General features: G+C 58.1%; 15 protein-coding genes. 7 read left to right on the plus strand and 8 right to left on the minus strand.

The window, feature by feature from the left end; genetic code table 11:
- Window positions 1–106: 106 nt before the first annotated feature.
- The 5 genes from ACN08V_RS03765 to ACN08V_RS03785 all read right to left on the minus strand — a co-directional run bounded on the left by ACN08V_RS03765 (window position 107) and on the right by ACN08V_RS03785 (window position 5,496).
- Window positions 107–994, minus strand: a complete 888-nt coding sequence (locus ACN08V_RS03765; protein ID WP_419100532.1) for a metal ABC transporter permease — start codon at window positions 992–994, stop codon at window positions 107–109.
- Window positions 991–1,848 (minus strand): metal ABC transporter ATP-binding protein, encoded by an 858-nt coding sequence (locus tag ACN08V_RS03770; protein ID WP_419104598.1) that lies wholly within the window; start codon window positions 1,846–1,848, stop codon window positions 991–993. The genes ACN08V_RS03765 and ACN08V_RS03770 overlap by 4 nt, the downstream gene beginning before the upstream one ends.
- 5 nt (window positions 1,849–1,853) lie before the next feature.
- Window positions 1,854–2,882: a metal ABC transporter solute-binding protein, Zn/Mn family gene (locus ACN08V_RS03775; RefSeq protein ID WP_419104599.1), complete on the minus strand. Its 1,029-nt coding sequence runs from the start codon at window positions 2,880–2,882 to the stop codon at window positions 1,854–1,856.
- Window positions 2,883–3,061: 179 nt separating this feature from the next.
- The gene (locus ACN08V_RS03780; protein ID WP_419100535.1) at window positions 3,062–4,150 is read right to left on the minus strand and encodes a hemolysin family protein; all 1,089 of its coding nucleotides are present in this window, start codon (window positions 4,148–4,150) and stop codon (window positions 3,062–3,064) included.
- Window positions 4,147–5,496, minus strand: coding sequence for a hemolysin family protein (locus ACN08V_RS03785; RefSeq protein ID WP_419100536.1), 1,350 nt, complete (start codon window positions 5,494–5,496; stop codon window positions 4,147–4,149). The genes ACN08V_RS03780 and ACN08V_RS03785 overlap by 4 nt, the downstream gene beginning before the upstream one ends.
- Before the next feature lie 561 nt (window positions 5,497–6,057).
- Between ACN08V_RS03785 and ACN08V_RS03790 the strand changes: the two genes are divergently transcribed.
- The 3 genes from ACN08V_RS03790 to ACN08V_RS03800 all read left to right on the plus strand — a co-directional run bounded on the left by ACN08V_RS03790 (window position 6,058) and on the right by ACN08V_RS03800 (window position 10,800).
- Window positions 6,058–9,774 (plus strand): multifunctional oxoglutarate decarboxylase/oxoglutarate dehydrogenase thiamine pyrophosphate-binding subunit/dihydrolipoyllysine-residue succinyltransferase subunit, encoded by a 3,717-nt coding sequence (locus tag ACN08V_RS03790; protein WP_419104600.1) that lies wholly within the window; start codon window positions 6,058–6,060, stop codon window positions 9,772–9,774.
- A gap of 201 nt (window positions 9,775–9,975) precedes the next feature.
- Window positions 9,976–10,575, plus strand: a complete 600-nt coding sequence (locus ACN08V_RS03795; RefSeq protein ID WP_419100538.1) for a GDSL-type esterase/lipase family protein — start codon at window positions 9,976–9,978, stop codon at window positions 10,573–10,575.
- 150 nt (window positions 10,576–10,725) lie between these two features.
- Window positions 10,726–10,800 carry a 50S ribosomal protein bL37 gene (locus ACN08V_RS03800; RefSeq protein ID WP_377129465.1) on the plus strand — a complete coding sequence of 25 codons (75 nt, stop codon included), beginning with the start codon at window positions 10,726–10,728 and terminating at the stop codon, window positions 10,798–10,800.
- 61 nt (window positions 10,801–10,861) lie between these two features.
- Here the strand turns inward: ACN08V_RS03800 and rsrA are convergent, their stop codons facing one another.
- Complete coding sequence (rsrA, locus tag ACN08V_RS03805; RefSeq protein ID WP_419100539.1) at window positions 10,862–11,140, minus strand: mycothiol system anti-sigma-R factor; 279 nt, start codon at window positions 11,138–11,140, stop codon at window positions 10,862–10,864.
- Between the two features lie 13 nt (window positions 11,141–11,153).
- Window positions 11,154–11,768, minus strand: a complete 615-nt coding sequence (locus ACN08V_RS03810; RefSeq protein WP_419104646.1) for a sigma-70 family RNA polymerase sigma factor — start codon at window positions 11,766–11,768, stop codon at window positions 11,154–11,156.
- A gap of 252 nt (window positions 11,769–12,020) precedes the next feature.
- Here ACN08V_RS03810 and ACN08V_RS03815 point away from each other — a divergent pair, with 252 nt between their 5' ends.
- The 4 genes from ACN08V_RS03815 (at window position 12,021) to hisN (ending at window position 15,957) form a co-directional block, all read left to right on the plus strand.
- A complete protein-coding gene (locus ACN08V_RS03815) occupies window positions 12,021–12,554 on the plus strand; it encodes a DoxX family protein (RefSeq protein WP_419104601.1) in 534 nt (177 codons plus the stop codon).
- Window positions 12,555–12,679: 125 nt separating this feature from the next.
- On the plus strand, window positions 12,680–14,047 hold the full coding sequence (gene aroA / locus ACN08V_RS03820; protein WP_419104602.1) for a 3-phosphoshikimate 1-carboxyvinyltransferase: 1,368 nt from the start codon (window positions 12,680–12,682) through the stop codon (window positions 14,045–14,047).
- Window positions 14,047–15,135, plus strand: coding sequence for a ribosome small subunit-dependent GTPase A (rsgA, locus tag ACN08V_RS03825; RefSeq protein WP_419100542.1), 1,089 nt, complete (start codon window positions 14,047–14,049; stop codon window positions 15,133–15,135). Before aroA ends, rsgA begins: the two co-directional genes overlap by 1 nt.
- A gap of 27 nt (window positions 15,136–15,162) precedes the next feature.
- Complete coding sequence (hisN, locus tag ACN08V_RS03830; RefSeq protein WP_419104603.1) at window positions 15,163–15,957, plus strand: histidinol-phosphatase; 795 nt, start codon at window positions 15,163–15,165, stop codon at window positions 15,955–15,957.
- Between the two features lie 149 nt (window positions 15,958–16,106).
- On the opposite strand, the gene secA is transcribed toward hisN, so the two are convergent.
- Entirely contained in the window at window positions 16,107–18,755 is a 2,649-nt protein-coding gene (gene secA / locus ACN08V_RS03835) for a preprotein translocase subunit SecA (RefSeq protein WP_419104604.1), read from the minus strand.
- Window positions 18,756–18,951: the final 196 nt, after the last annotated feature.

Genomic DNA, 18,951 nt, shown 5'->3' on the forward strand with positions numbered 1-18,951 from the left:
AGCGCATCCACAGCCCGGCTTAGCACCCGGTGTGCCAACTGGCTCGGGTCTGGCGTTCGGGGATGTTGGCACACCGGGTGCTAAGCGAACGTAATGGCTTATACGGCTATTTCTCCAGCCCAGGCTCACTGCGCTTGCGGCCCGATGCTGAGTAGCGCTGGCGTACTGCCCGAATACCGCGGCACATGACAAAGATAAGAAAAGACAGCGTGGTGACGTAGGGGCTGATAGGGAGTGAGCCGGCTAGTGCCAGCAGGATTCCGCCTACCATGGCGACCTCAGCAAAGAGTACCGATAGGATGAGCGCCCGCAGGGGTGAAGCTGTAACCTGAAGAGCTGAGGCAGCCGGGGTGATAAGCAGGGCTAGCACCAGGAGCGACCCCACCACCTGAACCGATAGCGCAGTGGCGATACCGAGCACCACCATAAAAGCGACAGAGAGCAAGCGTAGCGGCAGGCCTTTAGCCTGCGCAACCACCGGGTCCAATGAGGCAAACATCAGAGGCCGCCACATGAGCGCTAGAGCCGTAATGATAACTGCCCCACCAACTACCATAGAGGTAAGCTGGGCCGAATCAACCGCCACAATCTGACCGGTCAACAGAGAGAACTTGTTGGCCGAGCGTCCCGAGTAGAGGGATAAGAAGAGAATACCCAGACCCAGCCCAAAGGGCATGAGCGCCCCAATGATGGAGTCGTTCTCATGCACCTTGGCACCCATCAGGGCAATTATGAGGGCCGAGAAGATCGACCCTATCAGCGAGCCGGTGACCACGTTGTAGCCCAGGAGCAAGAAGAGCGCCGCACCAGCGAAAGACATCTCAGCAATAGCGTGAACGGCAAAGGCATGGCGGCGGAGCATGACGAAGAGTCCAACGAACCCCCCAATAAGGCCCAAAACTGCACCGGCGATAATGGACTGGCTCAGGAGTTCTAGGAGCTCACCGTAGCGGTCAAAGACAAAAACTTTGCTCCAAAAGTCAGCTAGGCTCATCCTTGTTCTCCCCGGGTGGCAGGTAGGTGTAGAAGCGGATCATCTGTTTCTAGGGCGCAGTGGTCCTCGCGGTACTCCCCGCCCACCACCACATAGCGCCCCTTGGTGTGAATAACGGAGACGGGGGTTTGGTAGAGATCAGTGAGCACCTCTGAGCGCATGACCTGGGGTACTGTACCGACAGTAAAGCGTCCACCGGCTAGGTAGAGCACCCGATCCACATGATCGATGATGGGGTTGATTTCGTGGGTTACGAAGACCACGGTAGCCCCATTTTCACGGTTGTAACGGTGGATCAAATCCGAAACCGCATACTGGTGGTTAAGGTCAAGGGAGAGCAGGGCCTCATCTGCCAGGATAATAGCTGGGTCGTTGGCTAGGGCCTGGGCGATGCGTAGGCGCTGCTGTTCCCCGCCGGAGATTAAACCCACCGGAACATTGGCGTAGTCTTGTGCGCCGACGGCTTCTAGCAGACTATCAACCTTGGCCCGGTAGTCCCGGTTTTTGAAGCGGAAGCCCCAGCGGTGTCCGTCCACCCCTAAACCTACAAAGTCCCGAGCGCGCAGAGGCAATTCGGTCCCCAAGGCTTTTTGTTGGGGGATGTAGCCTAGTGCCGGGTTCCCCAGACCCGCTGCAGCGCCCAAGACGGCAATCTTACCTTGGCTAAGCTGGGTCAGGCCCAGAATAACCTTGATAAAGGTTGATTTACCTGAGCCGTTGGGGCCGAGTACCGCAAAGTATTCGCCGCGTTCTACAGAGAGGCTAAGGTCCTTCCAGAGGGTGCGGTGCCCAAAGGACAGCCCACCCCCGGTGATCTCTATAGCGGGGGCGAGCTGGGGGGAAGAATCTGACATAGCTCCTATGCAACTGCCTTTTCGAGGTTGTCGATATTCTGGTTCATCCACTCAATGTAACCGGTGTTTTCGGGAAGGGTCTCGGTGAACGAGACGCTGGGTACATCTTTGTTTTGGGCGTAACTAAAGATTTCAGCAGTTTGTGCGGTCTGGGTTTGTTCGTTGAAGGCCAGCAGGTCAATCTTCCCGGCGCCGAGAAGATCTTTGGCTTCCTGCAGGGTCAGCGGGGCGATGTCGCTTTCACTGTCTACCGCCGCTGTTAGGTCTGCCGGGGTGGCATCCGTGAAACCTGCGTCTTGGAGTAAGTAGCCGGAGACGGGCTCAGTGGCAAGATAGGTGCGTTTCTTGCTGTCTACGGCTTTGAGGCGGGTGATGAGCTCATCCAGGCGGGTCGAGAAGTCACGCGCGGCGCTGCGGTAGGTATCGGCCTGGTCGGGATCGAGTTCCGCCAGGTCAGCTGCCACCTGGTCGGCAACCTTTTTCATGGTGTCCAGGTCATACCAGACATGCTCGTTGTAGGCGTGGTGGTCGTGGCCCTCATGATCGTGGCCCTCATGATCGTGCCCCTCATGATCGTGCCCCTCATGATCGTGACCCTCATGGTCATGATCCGTATCTGCCTCCCCGTGGTGCTCTTCTTGCATATGAGCCAGGTCATCTGCGCTAAAGAGCCCAGAAACTTCAACGGCATTGACGATCTTCTGGCCGGGGTTATCGTTTCCAGCCAGATCGGTTAGAAAGGCATCGTAGCCTCCCCCGTTAACAACTACTATATCCGCGTCCTTGACAGCCAGACGATCCTGGCTGGTTGCCTCGTAAGAGTGGGGATCTACAGCCGTTGAGGCGATCAGCGGGGTGGCTTCCACTCGTTCACCACCGATTTCTTTAACCAGGTCAGCATAAACATCGGTGGTAGCCACTACTTTGATTGCGCCTTGATCAGGTGCGGCGCTGTTGGAGCTTTGCTGGCCGCAAGCCGAAAGGCCAAGCACCGAGAGCATCAACAGGGAGGTAGCGGGGAGGATTTTTTTCACGATATATCTTTCTAGCCAGGTTCAGGTTTTCGTTTTATTAGCCTACCCCCTTTTGCGAACCGTTCGCAAATAATATCAATGTGCTTCCTCCCACCGACCAAACAGAGAACCGCCGCCCCTCCCCTAGACGGGAGGGGCGGCGGTTGACTCAATAACCCTGTAGGATGTCGGGGCTTGCCTTAGGGCTCAGAGGTAAAGCGGGCTGCGGCCTCCTGGCGGCGCCGCACATGCTCCTGGGTGGTGTCCTTAATTTCACCCACCAGCTCCTCCAAAATATCTTCCAGGAAGAGCACGCCCACGCTCTGACCCTTACCATCGACCACGTGCGAAACGTGGGCGCGGTTGCGCTGCATGACTGCGAGCGCGTCATCAATCTCAGTTTCGGGTTTGACAACAGACATCTGGCGGAGCTTGCCCCAGGCAATGGGCTGGTCCATTCGCTCAGCCTCGTAGACCAGAGCGTCTTTAATGTGCAGGTAGCCCATGTAGGTCCCGCCTTCACGGTCTTCCATGACGAAGCGGGAGTAGCCGGTATGGGCCACCGCCTTTTCTAATTCCGCCGGAGTGCAGGGAAAGACCATGGTGATGAGCTTGTCACCGGGCACCATAATGTCAGCTACCGTTTTTGTACTGAATTCCAGTGCCCCTGAGAGTACTCCTGAGCCGTCATCGACGGTGCCTTCAGCCGTGGACTGGGCCACGATGTTCTGTAGCTCATCCAGGGTAAAGGTGGAGGCGACTTCGGCTTTAGGCTCCACTTTCATCAGCCGCAGTGTGTGGTCGGCAATCCAGTTGAGCAGACTGACGATTGGTTTGAGCAGTCGGGAGATCGTAACCAGCGGCGGAGCGATCCACAGGGCTACGCCCCGAGCCGCCAGAGAGACTGCCATATTCTTGGGCACCATTTCACCTAGAATAACGTGTAGGTAGGTGACCAGGATCAGGGCGAAGGCAAAGCCCACGGCGCTGGCTACGGAGTAGGGAATGCCCCAGCTTTCCAGGGGTGCCGATACCAGGTGGTGCAGGGCAGGTTCCGATACGTTCAGAATCAGCAGAGAGCAGATAGTGATGCCCAGCTGGCAGGTAGCCAGCATGAGCGAAACGTTCTCCAGGGCGTACAAGACCGTGATAGCTCGCTTATTGCCGGTTTCGGCCAGAGGCTCCACCTGCGAACGGCGGGTAGACATAACCGCAAACTCACCGGCCACGAAGAAAGCATTACCGGCCAGCAAAACAAACAGAAGCGAGATAGCGACCCAGTCACTCATCGGCGGGCCTCCTTAGCGGTAGCGGGCTGAACCTCAGGGGTGGCGGGGGTATCGTGCACATAGCGGATTCGGTCCACGCGGCGCTGTTCCATCTTCTCTACCCGCAGGTATCCGCCCTCAAGGGGCACCACGTCCCCGGTCTCAGGAACCCTGCCCAGGCGGTCCATCATAAAGCCACCCATGGTTTCGTAGGCGGGGTCGTCCTCGATTTCAAGGACCTGGATGTAGTCGTTGACCTCATCGGGTCGCAGAAGGCCGGGGAAGATGTAATCGCCGTTGCCTACGCGCAGGGGGCGTTCGTCTGGGGAATGGACGTCATGCTCATCGGAGACTTCGCCCACAATTTCTTCGACCAGGTCTTCCAAGGTGGTGATACCGGCGGTTCCGCCGTATTCATCGAGCACCACGGCCAGTTGAAGAGCGCCTTCGCGAAGCTGAATCAGCAGGGAGTCGAGGTGCACGGTTTCGGGCACCTGAAGCACATCTTCCATGAGAATACCGGCCTCAAGGGTTTCTCGCTTATCTAGGGGTAGGCCGACGGCTTTCTTGACGTGGACAACACCCACGATGTTGTCCTGATCTTCACGGTAGAGGGGGAAACGGGAGTGCCCGGTGGTACGAGCTAGCTCGATAACGTCGCTGACCGGGGAGGTGTCTTCGAGCATGATGACCTTGCGGCGAGGGGTCATGACGTCGGCGGCGGTCAGCTCCGCAAAGGAAAGAGTGCGGTCAAGGAAGCGCGCGGTGTCTGAGTCCAGGGTACCCAGGTCAGCGGAGCGGCGGACCATAGAGGATAACTCCTCGGGCGAGCGCGCGGCAGACAGTTCTTCCTTGGCTTCCATGCCGAAGCGGTGCAGAATCCAGTTGGCGGATCCGTTGGCGGTTCGGACGATGGGGCCCATGACCTTGGTAAACAGCAGCTGGAGCGGTGCCAGGGAACGGGCGACCCGGTAGGGTTCAGCAATTGCCAGATTCTTAGGGACCAGCTCACCAATGATCATGGAGAGCAGGGTGGCTATACCCATAGAGAAAATGAGGGTCAGGGCTGAAGCGACGCCGGTGCTCAGCCCCCAGGAGGCAATGGTGTCACCAGCCAGAGCGTTAATACTGCTATCGAGTGTGTAGCCGGTAAGCAGGGTGGTGATAGTGATACCTAGCTGGCAGCTTGAGAGCTGGGTGGAGAGGGATTTGAGACAAGACATGACTTGCCTGCCCCGCTTGTCCCCTCGGTCAATCTCTTGCTGGACCTTGGACTGGTCGAGAGCTACCAGAGAGAACTCCACGGCCACGAAGAAGCCGGTCCCCAGAATAAGGAGGAAGCCAACTATGAGCAGGAGCCATTCCATTTAGCTATTCACCGCCCCGTTAGCAAAGGTTGGCACTAAGGCAAGTGCGGGAGCATCATGTCGATATGTTACGGGGCTCTTGCCCAGGTGTATGTTAGAAAGCTGCTGAGTGCAGCGACAACTAGAAGGGTCTTCCATAGTCGCCCATTCTAGCGAAAACTCAAGAGAGGCGCGCGGTTGCTTTCACCGGGTGCGAAATTGTAAGGGGCAGCTGTCTCATTCTTTAGAAAGAAGCATATGGCACTGGCCCATCACATGAACCAACATAGTCCCACACAAGACCATCTATTGACGCATGTTCCCCGTGGCTTAATGTCGCTTTATCAGCTAAGTACACAGCCCTAGCCAGTGGGGTATGAGCTTTACCCCCACCAGAGGTTGACCCTTTACTGGCTCTTTGCCCGGTGGGGCGTGTTGGACGTATGCCCTGAACACTCCTAAACTAGACAAAGATATGCAATACATCACGCGCCCAAGGGTGTGCGCGATGAACCATTCAGCCCGGCGCCCAAGAACCTTGCGGTGCCCAATGACCATACGAGATGGAAGAGGCGTTAGACAGTGCCAAACCAGCCAGAACATACTGTGCCTGAAGAATTTGCGGGCAACGAGTGGCTCGTTGAAGAACTCTTTGAGAAGTTTGAGGCAGACCGCAGTGCGGTCGATCAGAAGTGGTGGCCCCTCTTCGAACAGTGGGTAGGCAAAGGTGCCCCCACAGCTAATGCAACTCCCGCCAAGGCACCGGTCACCCAGCAGGCAACTTCGCCCCAGCGCTCTACTCAACAACCTGCAGCTCCCCAGCCCGCCGCGACTAGTCCTGCGCCCGCTGTTTCATCACCCCAGGTAACCACCCCAGCTCCTCAGAAAGAAGAACCTGTGAGCACTGCACCCGAAGAAGACCAGATTGTCACCCTCCGTGGCCCTGCCAAAGCAGTTGCCACCAACATGGATCAGTCTCTGAGCGTTCCCACCGCCACCACCGTGCGCGCGGTACCCGCTAAGCTGCTTATCGATAACCGCACAGAGATTAACAGCTACCTGGCTCGCACTCGCGGCGGTAAGGTCTCCTTCACTCACATCATTGGCTACGCCATCATTCGCGCACTGGCAAACTTCCCCTCCATGAACGTGAGCTACGGTGAGGACGCCAAGGGTAAGCCCGCCGCTATTCAGCACGCCCACGTCAATTTTGGTCTGGCTATCGATCTACCTCGCCCTGACGGCTCCCGCAACCTGGTAGTGCCTAATATCAAGGGTGCAGAGTCGCTGTCGTTCTCCGAGTTCTGGCATGCCTACAACGACATCGTTCAGCGCGGCCGCGAAGGCAAGCTCGGTGTAGAGGATTTCCAGGGAACCACCGTCTCACTGACCAACCCCGGCGGCATCGGGACCGTTCACTCCGTGCCACGCCTCTCCAAGGGGCAGGCTGCTATTATCGGTGCCGGTGCCCTTGACTACCCGGCCGAGTACCGTGGCACCTCCGATAAGGTCATTGCCCGCAACGGTGTCTCCAAGATCCTGACCCTGACCTCCACCTATGACCACCGCGTTATCCAGGGTGCCGGTTCTGGTGAATTCCTCAAGCTGGTGGAGCACTACCTGTTAGGTGGCGACAACTTCTACGACCAGATTTTTGAGGACCTGCGCATCCCCTTTGAGCCCGTCCGCTGGGCCCGCGATAACCAGGTTAACCCCGAGGCTGAGGTCTCCAAGGTCGCGCGCATTCAGCAGCTCATTCACGCTTTCCGTGTACGCGGTCATCTGATTGCCCAGACCAACCCCATCGGCTACCAGATGCTCTCCCACCCGGACCTGCGGCTGGAAAACTACGGGCTCACCCTCTGGGATCTTGACCGCCACTGGCCCACCGGCGGGTTTGGCGATAAGGAATCCTTGCCCCTGCGCACCATTCTGGAACTCCTGCGCGAAGCCTACACCCGTACCCTGGGCGTGGAATACATGCACATTGAGAACCCCCAAGAGCGCCAGTGGTTCCAGGACCGCCTCGAACACGGCTACACCAAGCCTTCCCGTGATGAACAGTTCCGCGTCCTGGGTACTCTGAACGCCGCTGAGGCTTTTGAAACCTTCTTGCAGACCAAGTACCTGGGCCAGAAGCGCTTCTCCCTAGAGGGCGGCGAGTCGCTGATTCCGCTCCTGGACTCGGTCATTTCCGAAGCTGCCGACGCCGGACTTTCGGGCGTTGGCATCGGCATGGCCCACCGTGGCCGCCTGAACGTACTGACCAACATTGCCGGCAAGTCCTACGCACAGATTTTCCGTGAATTTGAGGGCCAGCTTGACCCGCGCCTCACCGGCGGTTCTGGTGACGTTAAATACCACCTGGGTACCGAGGGTGTCTTCACTTCCCACAACGGCAACCAGACCCAGGTCTACCTGGCCGCTAACCCCTCTCACCTTGAAGCGGTCAACACCGTACTTGAGGGAATCGTCCGCGCTAAGCAGGATGCCCTCGCTGACCAGGGCATCATCAACTACCCGGTCCTGCCCATTCTGGTTCACGGCGATGCCGCCTTTGCTGGCCAGGGCATCGTTATGGAAACCCTGCAGATGTCCAAGCTGGAGGGTTACACCACCGGCGGTACCGTCCACATTGTGGTCAATAATCAGGTTGGCTTCACCACTACTCCGCGCGATGGTCGTACCGCTACCTACTCCACCGACGTTGCCCGCATGATTCAGGCACCTATCCTGCATGTCAACGCCGATGACCCCGAGGCCGTTGTACGCGCGGGCTCTATCGCTTTTGCCTACCGCCAGGCCTTTAACAAGGATGTCGTTATCGACCTGGTCTGCTACCGCCGCCGCGGCCACAACGAGGCCGATGATCCCTCAATGACTCAGCCCAAGATGTACCAGCAGATTGAGGAGCTCCCCTCAACCCGCAAGATTTACACCGAGGCGCTGGTAGGTCGTGGCGACATCACCCAGGATGAAGCCGAGCGCGCGCTCAAGGACTATCAGAGCCGCCTGGAGCAGATCTTCACCGAAACTCACGAGGCTCAGTCATCCTCTGCTCCCCTGGTCACTGCCGATGCAGCAGCAGTTTCGAACATTGAGCGCCCTGCCGCCCAGCAGAATGAGGACTCCGTTCGTGTTGCCGGTGAAACCGCTATCTCGCCCGAGACCCTGGCCCGTATTGGCCAGGCCTTTGCAGAGGTTCCCCAAGGCTTCACCGTTCACAAGAAGCTCAAGAAGCTCCTGGATCAGCGTGTGAAAATGTCCACCGAGGGCGAGATTAACTGGGGCTTTGGCGAACTTGCTGCCTTTGCCTCCCTGCTCCTTGAAGGCCGCAATGTCCGCCTCACCGGCCAGGATGTCCAGCGTGGCACCTTCGTCCAGCGTCACTCGGTTCTACACGACTCAAGGACCGACCAAGAGTGGAACCCGCTGGCCCACCTCTCCGAGACCCAGGGCAAGTACGCTATCTACAACTCCCTGCTCTCTGAGTACGGTGTCATGGGCTTTGAATACGGCTACTCCGTGGAAAGCCCCGATTCCCTGGTGCTCTGGGAGGCCCAGTTCGGTGACTTCGCCAACGGCGCCCAGACCATTGTGGACGAGTTCATCTCTTCCGCTGAGCAGAAGTGGGCTCAGCGTTCCTCGCTGGTTCTGCTCCTGCCCCACGGCTTTGAGGGCCAGGGCCCGGACCACTCATCAGCCCGTATGGAGCGCTACCTGCAGCTGTGCGCTGAGAACAATATGACTGTTGCGGTTCCCTCTACCCCAGCATCCTACTTCCACCTGCTACGCCGCCAGGCGCACTCACGCCCCCACAAGCCGATGATTGTGATTACCCCCAAGCAGCTCCTGCGTCTGAAGGCCGCAGCTTCGTCGGTAGAGGACTTCACCACCGGTAGCTTCAAGCCCGTGATTGAGGATCAGGCCAATCTGAGCCCGGCCGAGGTCACCCGCCTGGTCTTTGTCTCCGGCCGCCTCTACTACGACCTCGAGGCTGAGCGAGCTAAGCGCAATGACAGGACCACCGCGCTGGTGCGCGTAGAGCAGCTCTACCCGCTCCCTGCCCAGGAGATCAAGGAACAGATTGCGGCCTACCCCAATGCCGAGGTCATCTGGGCTCAGGACGAACCTGCCAACCAGGGCCAGTGGCCCTTCATGGCGGTCAACCTGCTCCCCCAGATTGGCTACAAGATGGCTCTGGTCTCCCGCCCAGCCGCTGCCTCGCCCGCTGCGGGTACCGGCAAGCGCCACCAGCGTGAGCTCAATAACCTCATTTCCGAGGTGTTTGACCGCTAACTCTCTTAGCCCCTGGCTCACCAAGCAGGTGCTCCACCGTTTTTGACAGTGGAGCACCTGTTTTTAGTCCCGGCTGACTGAAAAACAGGCGCTACCGGCCTTGCGAGCGTGCGTTGGCTGGCTCCCAGGGTTTAGACTAAGAAAGAAATAAGACAACCGTTGCTGTGGGGCACTTACCCCACGGCCTAGAGAAAGAAGCACGTGGATCAGCGAAAAATTCGGCTTGTAGCCGTTGGCGATGAACTGCTCGCAGGCGTTGGGGACCCCCGCACCCTGGGGTGGTTTGGTCGCGTTATGGCACGCACCCCCCAGAACTCAGCCTCCATCTCGGCCTATAACTTGGCAGCCCCCGGTGAAGGCAGTGAACAGCTCAACTCACGCTGGTTTGAAGAAGCCAGCCGCCGTTTTGCCCAGGGTCACGATAACCGCCTGGTGATCGCGCCCTCCACTTTTGACATTGACCTGGGTATCACCAGCGCACGTTCACGCCTGAACCTAGCGAACATGGTCGATATGGCTTCTCAGAACAATGTCAAGGTTCTTGTAGTTGGCCCTCCCCCCACCCTGGACTCCGAGCGCAACCGCAAGATTGCTGACCTCTCCGCAGCTTACGCCGATGTGGTTACCCGCCGTAACCACGTCTACGTTGATACCTTCAACCCGCTCCTTCACCACGAGCAGTGGCGCAACGACCTTGCCGCTAACGACGGCCGCCCGGGCCAGTCCGGATACGGCTTGATTGCCTGGCTGGTTCTTCACCGCGGCTGGTACAACTGGCTCCAGATTTCTGAGCCGGTCTAAGCCAACAAACTGGCGTGATATTCAAAGCAGTATTGTGCAATCAGGGCTAAGGTATGCCAAAATGGTGAGAAGTGCCTGTTAACGGGTGCTATCGACCATTTTGTGCTCCGTTATCCTGGCGGGCACTCCACCTTGATCAAGGAGGCTCATATGAGCAAGCGCGGTCGCAAGCGTAAGGATCGCCGTAAGGGTGGCGCTAACCACGGTAAGCGCCCCAATTCATAAGGCAATCACCAAGGGCCCTCACTCTTCACAGAGTGAGGGCCCTTTCGTATGTCTGACGCACCTAGGCCTCGGTATGGGCCTGGCTGTGCAGGGTGTCGATGCAGTCCCGGATACGGCTCTTGAGATCCTGGGGCGCCCTTTCGGAGCAGGTTCTTCGCACCGCCTGCCGGATAATACATTCGAGGTCGTATTCCTGAGCACAATATTTGCACTCGGCCAGGTGGGCTTGGAGCTCTTCGAGATCCTGGCAACTCAGTGGGTCATCCAGGTAGTCGTAAATTCTGGTGAGTCGTTCCTGGCAGGGGTTGGGGGCGCCGTCTGCGCCGTGTGCCGTGGGCATGATGGCTCCTTTCTTAAACCGAGGTCTTGATGCCGCGTTCAGCTGCATAGTCTGTAAGTTTGTCACGTAAAAGTTTGCGCCCACGGTGCAGGCGGGACATGACGGTGCCGATAGGGGTATCCATAATCTCGGAGATTTCTTTGTAGGAAAAACCCTCAACATCTGAGTAGTAGACCGCCATGCGGAAGTCCTCCGGGATTGCTTGGAGGGCTTCTTTGACGTCACTGTCGGGAAGACGGGCCAGGGCCTCTGATTCGGCGGAGGGCAGGCCACGTGAGTCGTGGGCACCTGCCTGCGCCAGTTGCCAGTCCTCTACCGTATCGGTGTTGGCCTGGTAGGGTTCCCGCTGACGCTTGCGGTAGACATTGATGTAGGTGTTGGTCAGAATCCGGTAAAGCCAGGCTTTGAGGTTGGTGCCGGGCTTGTACTGGTGGAATGCAGCAAAAGCTTTCATGTAGGCTTCCTGCACCAGGTCCTCGGCGTCCTGAGGGTTGCGGGCCATGCGCAGAGCCGCCGCGTAGAGCTGGTCCACGTACTGGAGGGCTTCGCCTTCAAACCTGGCTTTTTGCCCAGCATTCAGCTCGGGGCCTTCCTTCTGGCTTTGCCCGGTGTCTCCTGCGGTTTCCATGGAGCCTGTGGTGGTCATGTCCCTCCCGTATCTGGGGTCTTATCGTCCTACTCTACCTGCCAGTAGCGGGTAACAGTACCCTGGGCGACACAGGGTATAACACTATCTCCTGCCCCTTTTATTCCCGTGAATTTTTTGATTCTTGTCGCCTGCCTCAGGGTGTACCGGCCCCCTGAACCTGTTCGGCTCTGTATGCTGGGAACTGAAAGAATCTATCGCGCTGCGGTGGGACCCCCCTCAAAGGAGAAAATCATGTCTTTGGTTCGTAAAGTTGCTCGCCCCCTCTTGGCTTCTAGCTTTATTGTCTCGGGTGTTGACCGCCTGCGTACCCCAGGTTCATCCAAGCACCTGACCAAGCTAGTCGATGTGGCAGCTAGCATCAGCCCCCAGCTCAAGGCCCTCAAGGGGCAGGAAGAACTGGTCGGTAAGGTTCTGGCGGGTTCTCAGGTTGCCGCTGGTACGCTTTTTGCTCTGGGAAAGTTCCCCCGTTTGGCCGCCACACAGCTTTTCATCACCGGGGCCATCAACTCCTACGTTGAGTACCGTGCCGCTGAGGCCAACACTAAGAACGAAAAAACAGCCCGCCGCAATGTTGCCCTTGCCAACGGCTCCTTGCTGGGTGCTATCGCAATTTCAGCAGTAGACACCAATGGCAACCCTTCACTGGTTTGGCGTGCATCTAAGCTCAGCGACAAGGTGGCCCACAAGTCTTCACGGCTTGCCTCTGAGGTGCAGGATGTAGCCCACGATGCGCAAAAGAAGGTCAGCGATTTGCTGTCTGCCTAAGACTTTAAGGGCGGCCAAAAACTAGAAAACCCTGCACCAAACGGTGCGGGGTTTTCTTCTACCCCTTCTAGCAACCTAAAATAGGTAGCAGTATGCCCTTATAAGAAAAGGTAGGTAGGTTTTTCGTGGTTGATGTGCCCAGCACAGTGTCAGTAGCAGATGGTGACTGGCACGCCCCCACCGTATCGGTGCAACCAGGCGCTCGAGCCCGCCTTGAGATCCCGGGCTCCAAGTCGCTCACCAACCGCTACCTTGTGCTAGCGGCCCTTGCCGATAGCCCCTCGATTATCCATGCACCCCTGCATTCCCGCGATTCAGCTCTGATGATTGCCGCCCTCAGCGAGCTGGGTGCCCGGTTCGATGAGATTCCAACAGGCAGTCCCTTTGGGCCGGATCTGCGAGTTACTCCCCTGAATTTTTCTCACCCACAGCCTAAGACAGCCTCCATCGATGTGGGCCTAGCGGGTACGGTCATGCGTTTTGTTCCCCCGGTGGCAGCTCTGCTCCCCGGTAGGTTTTCTTTTGACGGTGACCCCCACGCTCGAATTCGACCTATGGGCCCGGTCATCGATGCCTTGCGCAGTCTAGGTGCCACCCTTGAGGAGGGCGGAGATAGGGCTCTTCCCTTTACCCTGATTTCAGACGGCAGGCACCAGGTTGCTGAGCTTACCATTGACGCTTCTGAGTCTTCGCAGTTTGTTTCTGCCCTGCTTCTAGCCGCCTGTCGGCTCCCTCAGGGGCTGATTCTGCACCATGAGGGCGGGGCGCTGCCCTCCATGCCTCATATTGAGATGACTGTTGAGACTATGCGGGAGCTCGGTATCGCAGTCGAGTTCGATGGAGCCAACACCTGGACGGTAGCACCCGGCGGCTTCCCCGGTTTCGAAGTCACAGTAGAACCCGACCTCTCTAACGCTGGGCCCTTTTTGGCCGCAGCAGTGGTCACCGGCGCGCAGGTCACTATTGCAGGCTGGCCCGAACACACTACCCAGGGCGGTAATCACTGGCTCACTATTCTGCCCCAGCTCGGTGCTCAGGTTGAGCTACATGACGGGAACCTGACTGTCACCGGCCCAGCTGGCGGTGCCGTAGCGGGCCTACCCGGTCTTGACCTTGACCTGTCAGAAGCCGGCGAGCTGGCACCTACAGTTGCCGCGCTGATCGCGCTCTCACCGGCCACCAGCGTTCTCAGAGGTATTGCTCACCTGCGGGGGCACGAAACTGACCGGCTGGCGGCCCTTACCGCTGAAATCAACCGTTTGGGAGGCCAAGCGGAAGAAACAGAGGACGGCATCAAAGTTACAGCTCCGGTTCAGCACGGCGGGTTCTTCCTGACCTACGCCGACCACCGCATGGCAACAGCCGCCGCCATTATCGGCCTGCACCTTCCCCAGGTCATCGTGCAGGAGGTTGAAACCACTGCTAAAACCCTGCCCGGTTTCACCGGTCTGTGGATGAACATGCTGGACCAGTTCAAGGCTGGTGACCGCTAATGCGCCGCACCTGGGATGAAAGCGACGTGCGGGTTCGCCCCAATAAGAAGGGTTCCCGCCCACGCACCAAGGACCGCCCCTCCTATGCTGATGCTCACATCGGTCGTATCGTTACTGTTGACCGTGGCCGCTACACAGCGGTACTCGATGAGGGTCTCTCAACAGAGCGCCGGGTAACAGCCGTCCGTGCCCGGGAACTGCGCCGCTGCCCCATTGTGGTGGGCGATCGGGTTGCGCTGGTGGGTGACACCAGCGGTAAGCCTGATACGCTAGCCCGCCTGGTCCGTATTGAAGAGCGCACGAACCTGTTGCGCCGTAGCGCCGATGACACCGACCCCATCGAGCGGGCCGTTGTTGCCAACGCCGACAAGCTGGTTATTGTGGTGGCCGCAGAAAACCCCGAGCCCCGCACCGGCTTCATTGACCGTTCCTTGGCCGCTGCCTTTGATGCCGGCCTTGACCCGGTTCTCTGTATTACCAAGACCGACCTGAAATACCCCCAACGTCTGCTGGACTACTATAAAGACGTTGAGCTCACCCTTGTGCTTTCTAAGGCCCGGGACGGTCGAGCCCCCAGCGAAGAGGGCTCCGAGGGCCTTGATCTGTCCCTGATCGACCAGCTCAGTGACCTTCTCACCGGGTCAGTCTCGGTCCTCCTTGGCCATTCCGGTGTCGGCAAGTCCACTTTGGTCAATGCGCTCACCGGCGCTGAGAGAGCCACCGGCCACGTCAACTCTGTCACCGGGCGCGGCAGGCACACCTCATCGTCCGCCCTGGCACTGCAACCCAAAGACAAGCAGGCCGGAACCTGGATTATTGACACCCCCGGCATCCGTTCCTTTGGCCTAGCCCATGTTGAGCCAGAAACCCTGGTTGCTTCTTTTAGCGACCTAGCCCCCGGCTCAGCCAACTGCCCCAAAGGGTGCACCCACGCTTCTGCAAGCCCCAACTGTGGAATCCAGGCCTACGTTGAAGCAGGCCTAGCCGGTGCCGCAGGTGCAGAGCGTTTAGAATCCCTCCGCAAACTTCTTCGCGTCGATGAAGAAACCGGTGACTCCGAAAAAGAACTTGGCGTCGTAGCCTCCTAGCGACCACACACTCAAGGGTAAAGACACATGACCAACTACAACGATGACCTCCGTCTAGCTCACATCATGGCTGACTCCGTTGACCGGCTCACGCTGGCTCGTTTCAACGCGCAGGATTTCACCGTAGAGACCAAACCCGATCTCACCCCTGTCACCGAGGTAGACCGCGAAGCTGAACAGCATATCCGCTCCCAGCTCTCCCGCGTCCGCACCCGCGACTCCGTTCTGGGCGAGGAATTCGGGGAGACAGGTTCTTCCCCACGCCAGTGGGTGATTGACCCCATCGACGGCACCAAAAACTATGTGCGTGGTGTACCGGTATGGGCCACCCTCATTGCCCTGCTCGATCACGGTCAGCCCGTTGTTGGCGTGGTTTCTGCCCCCGCCCTACAAAGGCGCTGGTGGGCAGCTCTAGGCACCGGTGCCTATACCGGACGTTCCTTGGCTAAGGCCACCCGCATATCGGTTTCATCGGTGAGGTCTCTGAACCATGCTTCACTTTCTTACTCATCTCTCAGTGGCTGGAAGGAACTGGGCATCCGAGATCAGTTCATTGATATGACCGATAGGGTCTGGCGAACCCGTGCCTACGGCGACTTCTGGTCCTACATGATGGTGGCAGAGGGTGCTGTCGATATAGCCGCCGAACCGGAGCTTGGCCTCTACGACATGGCGGCCCTGGTCCCAATCGTCACCGAAGCTGGCGGTAAGTTTACCTCCCTGGCCGGTGAGGACGGCCCCCACGGCGGCAACGCCCTGGCAACCAACGGGCATCTGCATCGATCCGCGCTGGAGTACCTGGGCACAGACAAGACGCTCTAGGTGCTGCCTGTCTGCGATATTTATAGACAAGGCCTAGGGGCTCACGCTTGCTGTGGGCCTGCGCCTTAACTGAATCTTATGGATTCCCTACTTAAAAAGCCGGCTCCCCGAATATTCGGGGAGCCGGCTTCTTCTAGGGGGCAGGGTTTCTACTTCTTTTTCTTGAGAAGAGAAATCTGCTCGTTGGTCCTGTCCTTGACAGCCTCGGTATGAACCTCGGTCTGGCCGCTCTCGGACGGTGCCGAGTACTGCAAGAACTTAGGCTGAGCAGGAATCTTCAGCTGAATGTTAGTCTGCTGAGTACGTTGCTTGGAAAGATCAATCTGATAGAGCATGGTAACGGTTTCCTCACGGATAGCGTCCATCATGCCCTGGTACAGGGCGTAGCCTTCACGCTGGTACTCCACCAGGGGGTCCCGCTGAGCCATAGCTCGCAGGCCGATGCCCTCCTTGAGATAGTCCATCTCGTAGAGGTGCTCAGGCCAGCGCTTACCGATAACAGAGAGCACAACACGGCGTTCAATTTCGCGCATGGCATCTTGCCCCACTGACTCTTCGCGTTCCTTGTACTGGAGCTCAGCATCAGCCAAGATTTCCTTGACGATCTGATTACGGGTGACCTTGGTGCGGTCCCCCGCTTCTTCGTCTAGGTCCTCGGGTGTAATGGTCACGGGGAAGATAGAGCGCAGGGCCTCCCAGAGCTTATCAAAGTCCCAGTCTTCGGCGTGGCCCTCAGCTACCTGAGCGTCAATGGTTGAGGTAATAACCTCGGTACGGAACTTGCTCATCTGCTCTTGCAGATCATCGCCATCAAGAATTTGGGCGCGGTCGGTGTACATGGCCTCACGCTGGCGGTTGAGAACATCGTCGTACTTGAGCACGTTCTTGCGCTGCTCAGCGTTACGGGCCTCGACCTGGCCCTGAGCGTTGGCAATGACACGGGAAACAATTTTGGCTTCTAGCGCGGTGTCATCGGGGGCGCCGGCCATCAGGCGGGCGGCAGCCTGACCGTTGAACAGGCGCATCAGGTCATCGGAAAGTGACAGGTAGAAGCGTGACTCACCGGGATCACCCTGACGGCCAGAACGGCCTCGGAGCTGGTTATCGATACGGCGGGACTCGTGGCGCTCGGTGCCCAGGACGTACAGGCCGCCCAGCTCGGTGACCTCATCGTGTTCAGCGGCTGACGCTTCCTCAGCGGCCTTGAGGACCTCGGGCCACTTGGCCTCGTAGTCTTCGGGGTTATCGTTGGGATCCAGGCCCAGACGCTTCATGGTTTCTACGGCCTCGAACTCAGGGTTACCACCGAGCATGATGTCAGTACCACGGCCTGCCATGTTGGTTGCCACGGTCACGGCGCCCTTACGACCAGCCTGAGCCACAATTACCGCTTCACGGGCATTGTTCTTAGCGTTCAGAACCTCATGACGGATACCAGCCTTGGACAGGAGCTTGGAAAGGTACTCAGACTTCTCAACGCTGGTTGTACCGACCAGAACGGGCTGGCCGGACTCGTGGCGGGCCTCAATGTCCTTAACAACGGCGTTGAACTTAGCGATTTCGTTCTTGTAGACCTTATCGGGCTGGTCGATACGCTGAACGTCCTTGTTGGTGGGAATCGGCACAACACCCAGCTCGTAGGTGTTCATGAACTCAGCGGCCTCGGTTTCGGCGGTACCGGTCATGCCCGAGAGCTTATCGTACATGCGGAAGTAGTTCTGCAAGGTCACGGTTGCCATGGTCTGGTTCTCAGGCTTAACCTCAACCTCTTCCTTGGCTTCGATTGCCTGGTGAATACCGTCATTGTAACGGCGGCCAGCAAGGATACGGCCGGTGTGCTCATCAACAATCAGCACCTCACCGTTCATCACAACGTAGTCTTTGTTGCCCTTAAAGAGTTCTTTGGCCTTAATAGCATTGTTGAGGAAGCCGATGAGCGGGGTGTTCTCGGGTTCGTAGAGGTTATCGATACCCAGGTGATCTTCCACCTTGTCGATACCGCTTTCCAGGACGCCCACAGTGCGCTTCTTCTCGTCAACCTCATAGTCCTTGCCGGGTACCAGGGTGCGGGCAATCCGGGCGAACTCGCCGTACCAGCGGTTGGCCTCCCCCATTGCGGGGCCGGAGATAATCAGCGGGGTACGGGCCTCGTCAATCAGGATGGAGTCAACCTCATCGACAATGGCAAAGTTATGTCCACGCTGTACCTGCTCGTCCTTGGTCCAGGCCATATTATCGCGCAGGTAGTCAAAGCCGAACTCATTGTTTGTGCCGTAGGTGATGTCAGCTTCGTATTGCTTACGGCGGACTTCGGGGGTCTGGTTAGCCAAAATGACGCCGCATTCCATGCCCAAGAAACGGAAAACACGGCCCATGAGGTTAGCCTGGTACTCCGCCAGATAGTCATTCACCGTAACAATGTGCACACCCTTGCCAGAGAGGGCGTTCAGGTAGGCCGGTGCAGTAGCGACCAGGGTCTTACCTTCACCGGTCTTCATTTCGGCGATATTGCCCAGGTGCAGGGCGGCGCCGCCCATGAGCTGAACGTCGTAGTGCCGCTTGCCCAGCGTGCGCTTTGAGGCTTCACGGACTACTGCGAAGGCCTCGGGCAGCAAGAGATCCAGGGATTCGCCGTCTTCAACACGTTTGCGGAAGGAGTCGGTCTCAGCGCGAAGTTCAGCATCGGTCATAGAGACAAAGCTGTCTTCGAGTGTGTTCACTGCATCGGTGTAAGCACGCAGCTGTTTGAGGACTTTCTTGTCTCCGCTGCGGAGTAGCTTTTCCAAGAGAGATGCCACTGAAGTTTGCTCCTTGTAGATTTGAAATAGTCGTAAGGTGGGTAGGCCCACCATGCTCACTCTATTGTAGTTTAGTCCTTTAGCCCCTCAGACTCTTTCACCTGTGGGCGTGATACAAGCTTTTCTTAAGGTCATTGGGCGCTCCCAGGTAGCCCTGAGAGTAACCAGGGCCCCATACAATGGCTCCCTCCCCGTC

Source organism: Rothia sp. P5766, assembly GCF_048513555.1.
Taxonomy (GTDB): domain Bacteria; phylum Actinomycetota; class Actinomycetes; order Actinomycetales; family Micrococcaceae; genus Rothia.

Coding starts and splice junctions, on each gene's coding strand:
- ACN08V_RS03770 (WP_419104598.1), bottom strand. CDS start 1,848: ATGTCAGATTCTTCCCCCCAGCTCGCCCCCGCTATAGAGATCACCGGG.
- ACN08V_RS03780 (WP_419100535.1), bottom strand. CDS start 4,150: ATGAGTGACTGGGTCGCTATCTCGCTTCTGTTTGTTTTGCTGGCCGGT.
- rsrA (WP_419100539.1), bottom strand. CDS start 11,140: ATGCCCACGGCACACGGCGCAGACGGCGCCCCCAACCCCTGCCAGGAA.
- ACN08V_RS03810 (WP_419104646.1), bottom strand. CDS start 11,768: ATGGAAACCGCAGGAGACACCGGGCAAAGCCAGAAGGAAGGCCCCGAG.
- ACN08V_RS03815 (WP_419104601.1), top strand. CDS start 12,021: ATGTCTTTGGTTCGTAAAGTTGCTCGCCCCCTCTTGGCTTCTAGCTTT.
- ACN08V_RS03785 (WP_419100536.1), bottom strand. CDS start 5,496: ATGGAATGGCTCCTGCTCATAGTTGGCTTCCTCCTTATTCTGGGGACC.
- ACN08V_RS03765 (WP_419100532.1), bottom strand. CDS start 994: ATGAGCCTAGCTGACTTTTGGAGCAAAGTTTTTGTCTTTGACCGCTAC.
- hisN (WP_419104603.1), top strand. CDS start 15,163: ATGACCAACTACAACGATGACCTCCGTCTAGCTCACATCATGGCTGAC.
- rsgA (WP_419100542.1), top strand. CDS start 14,047: ATGCGCCGCACCTGGGATGAAAGCGACGTGCGGGTTCGCCCCAATAAG.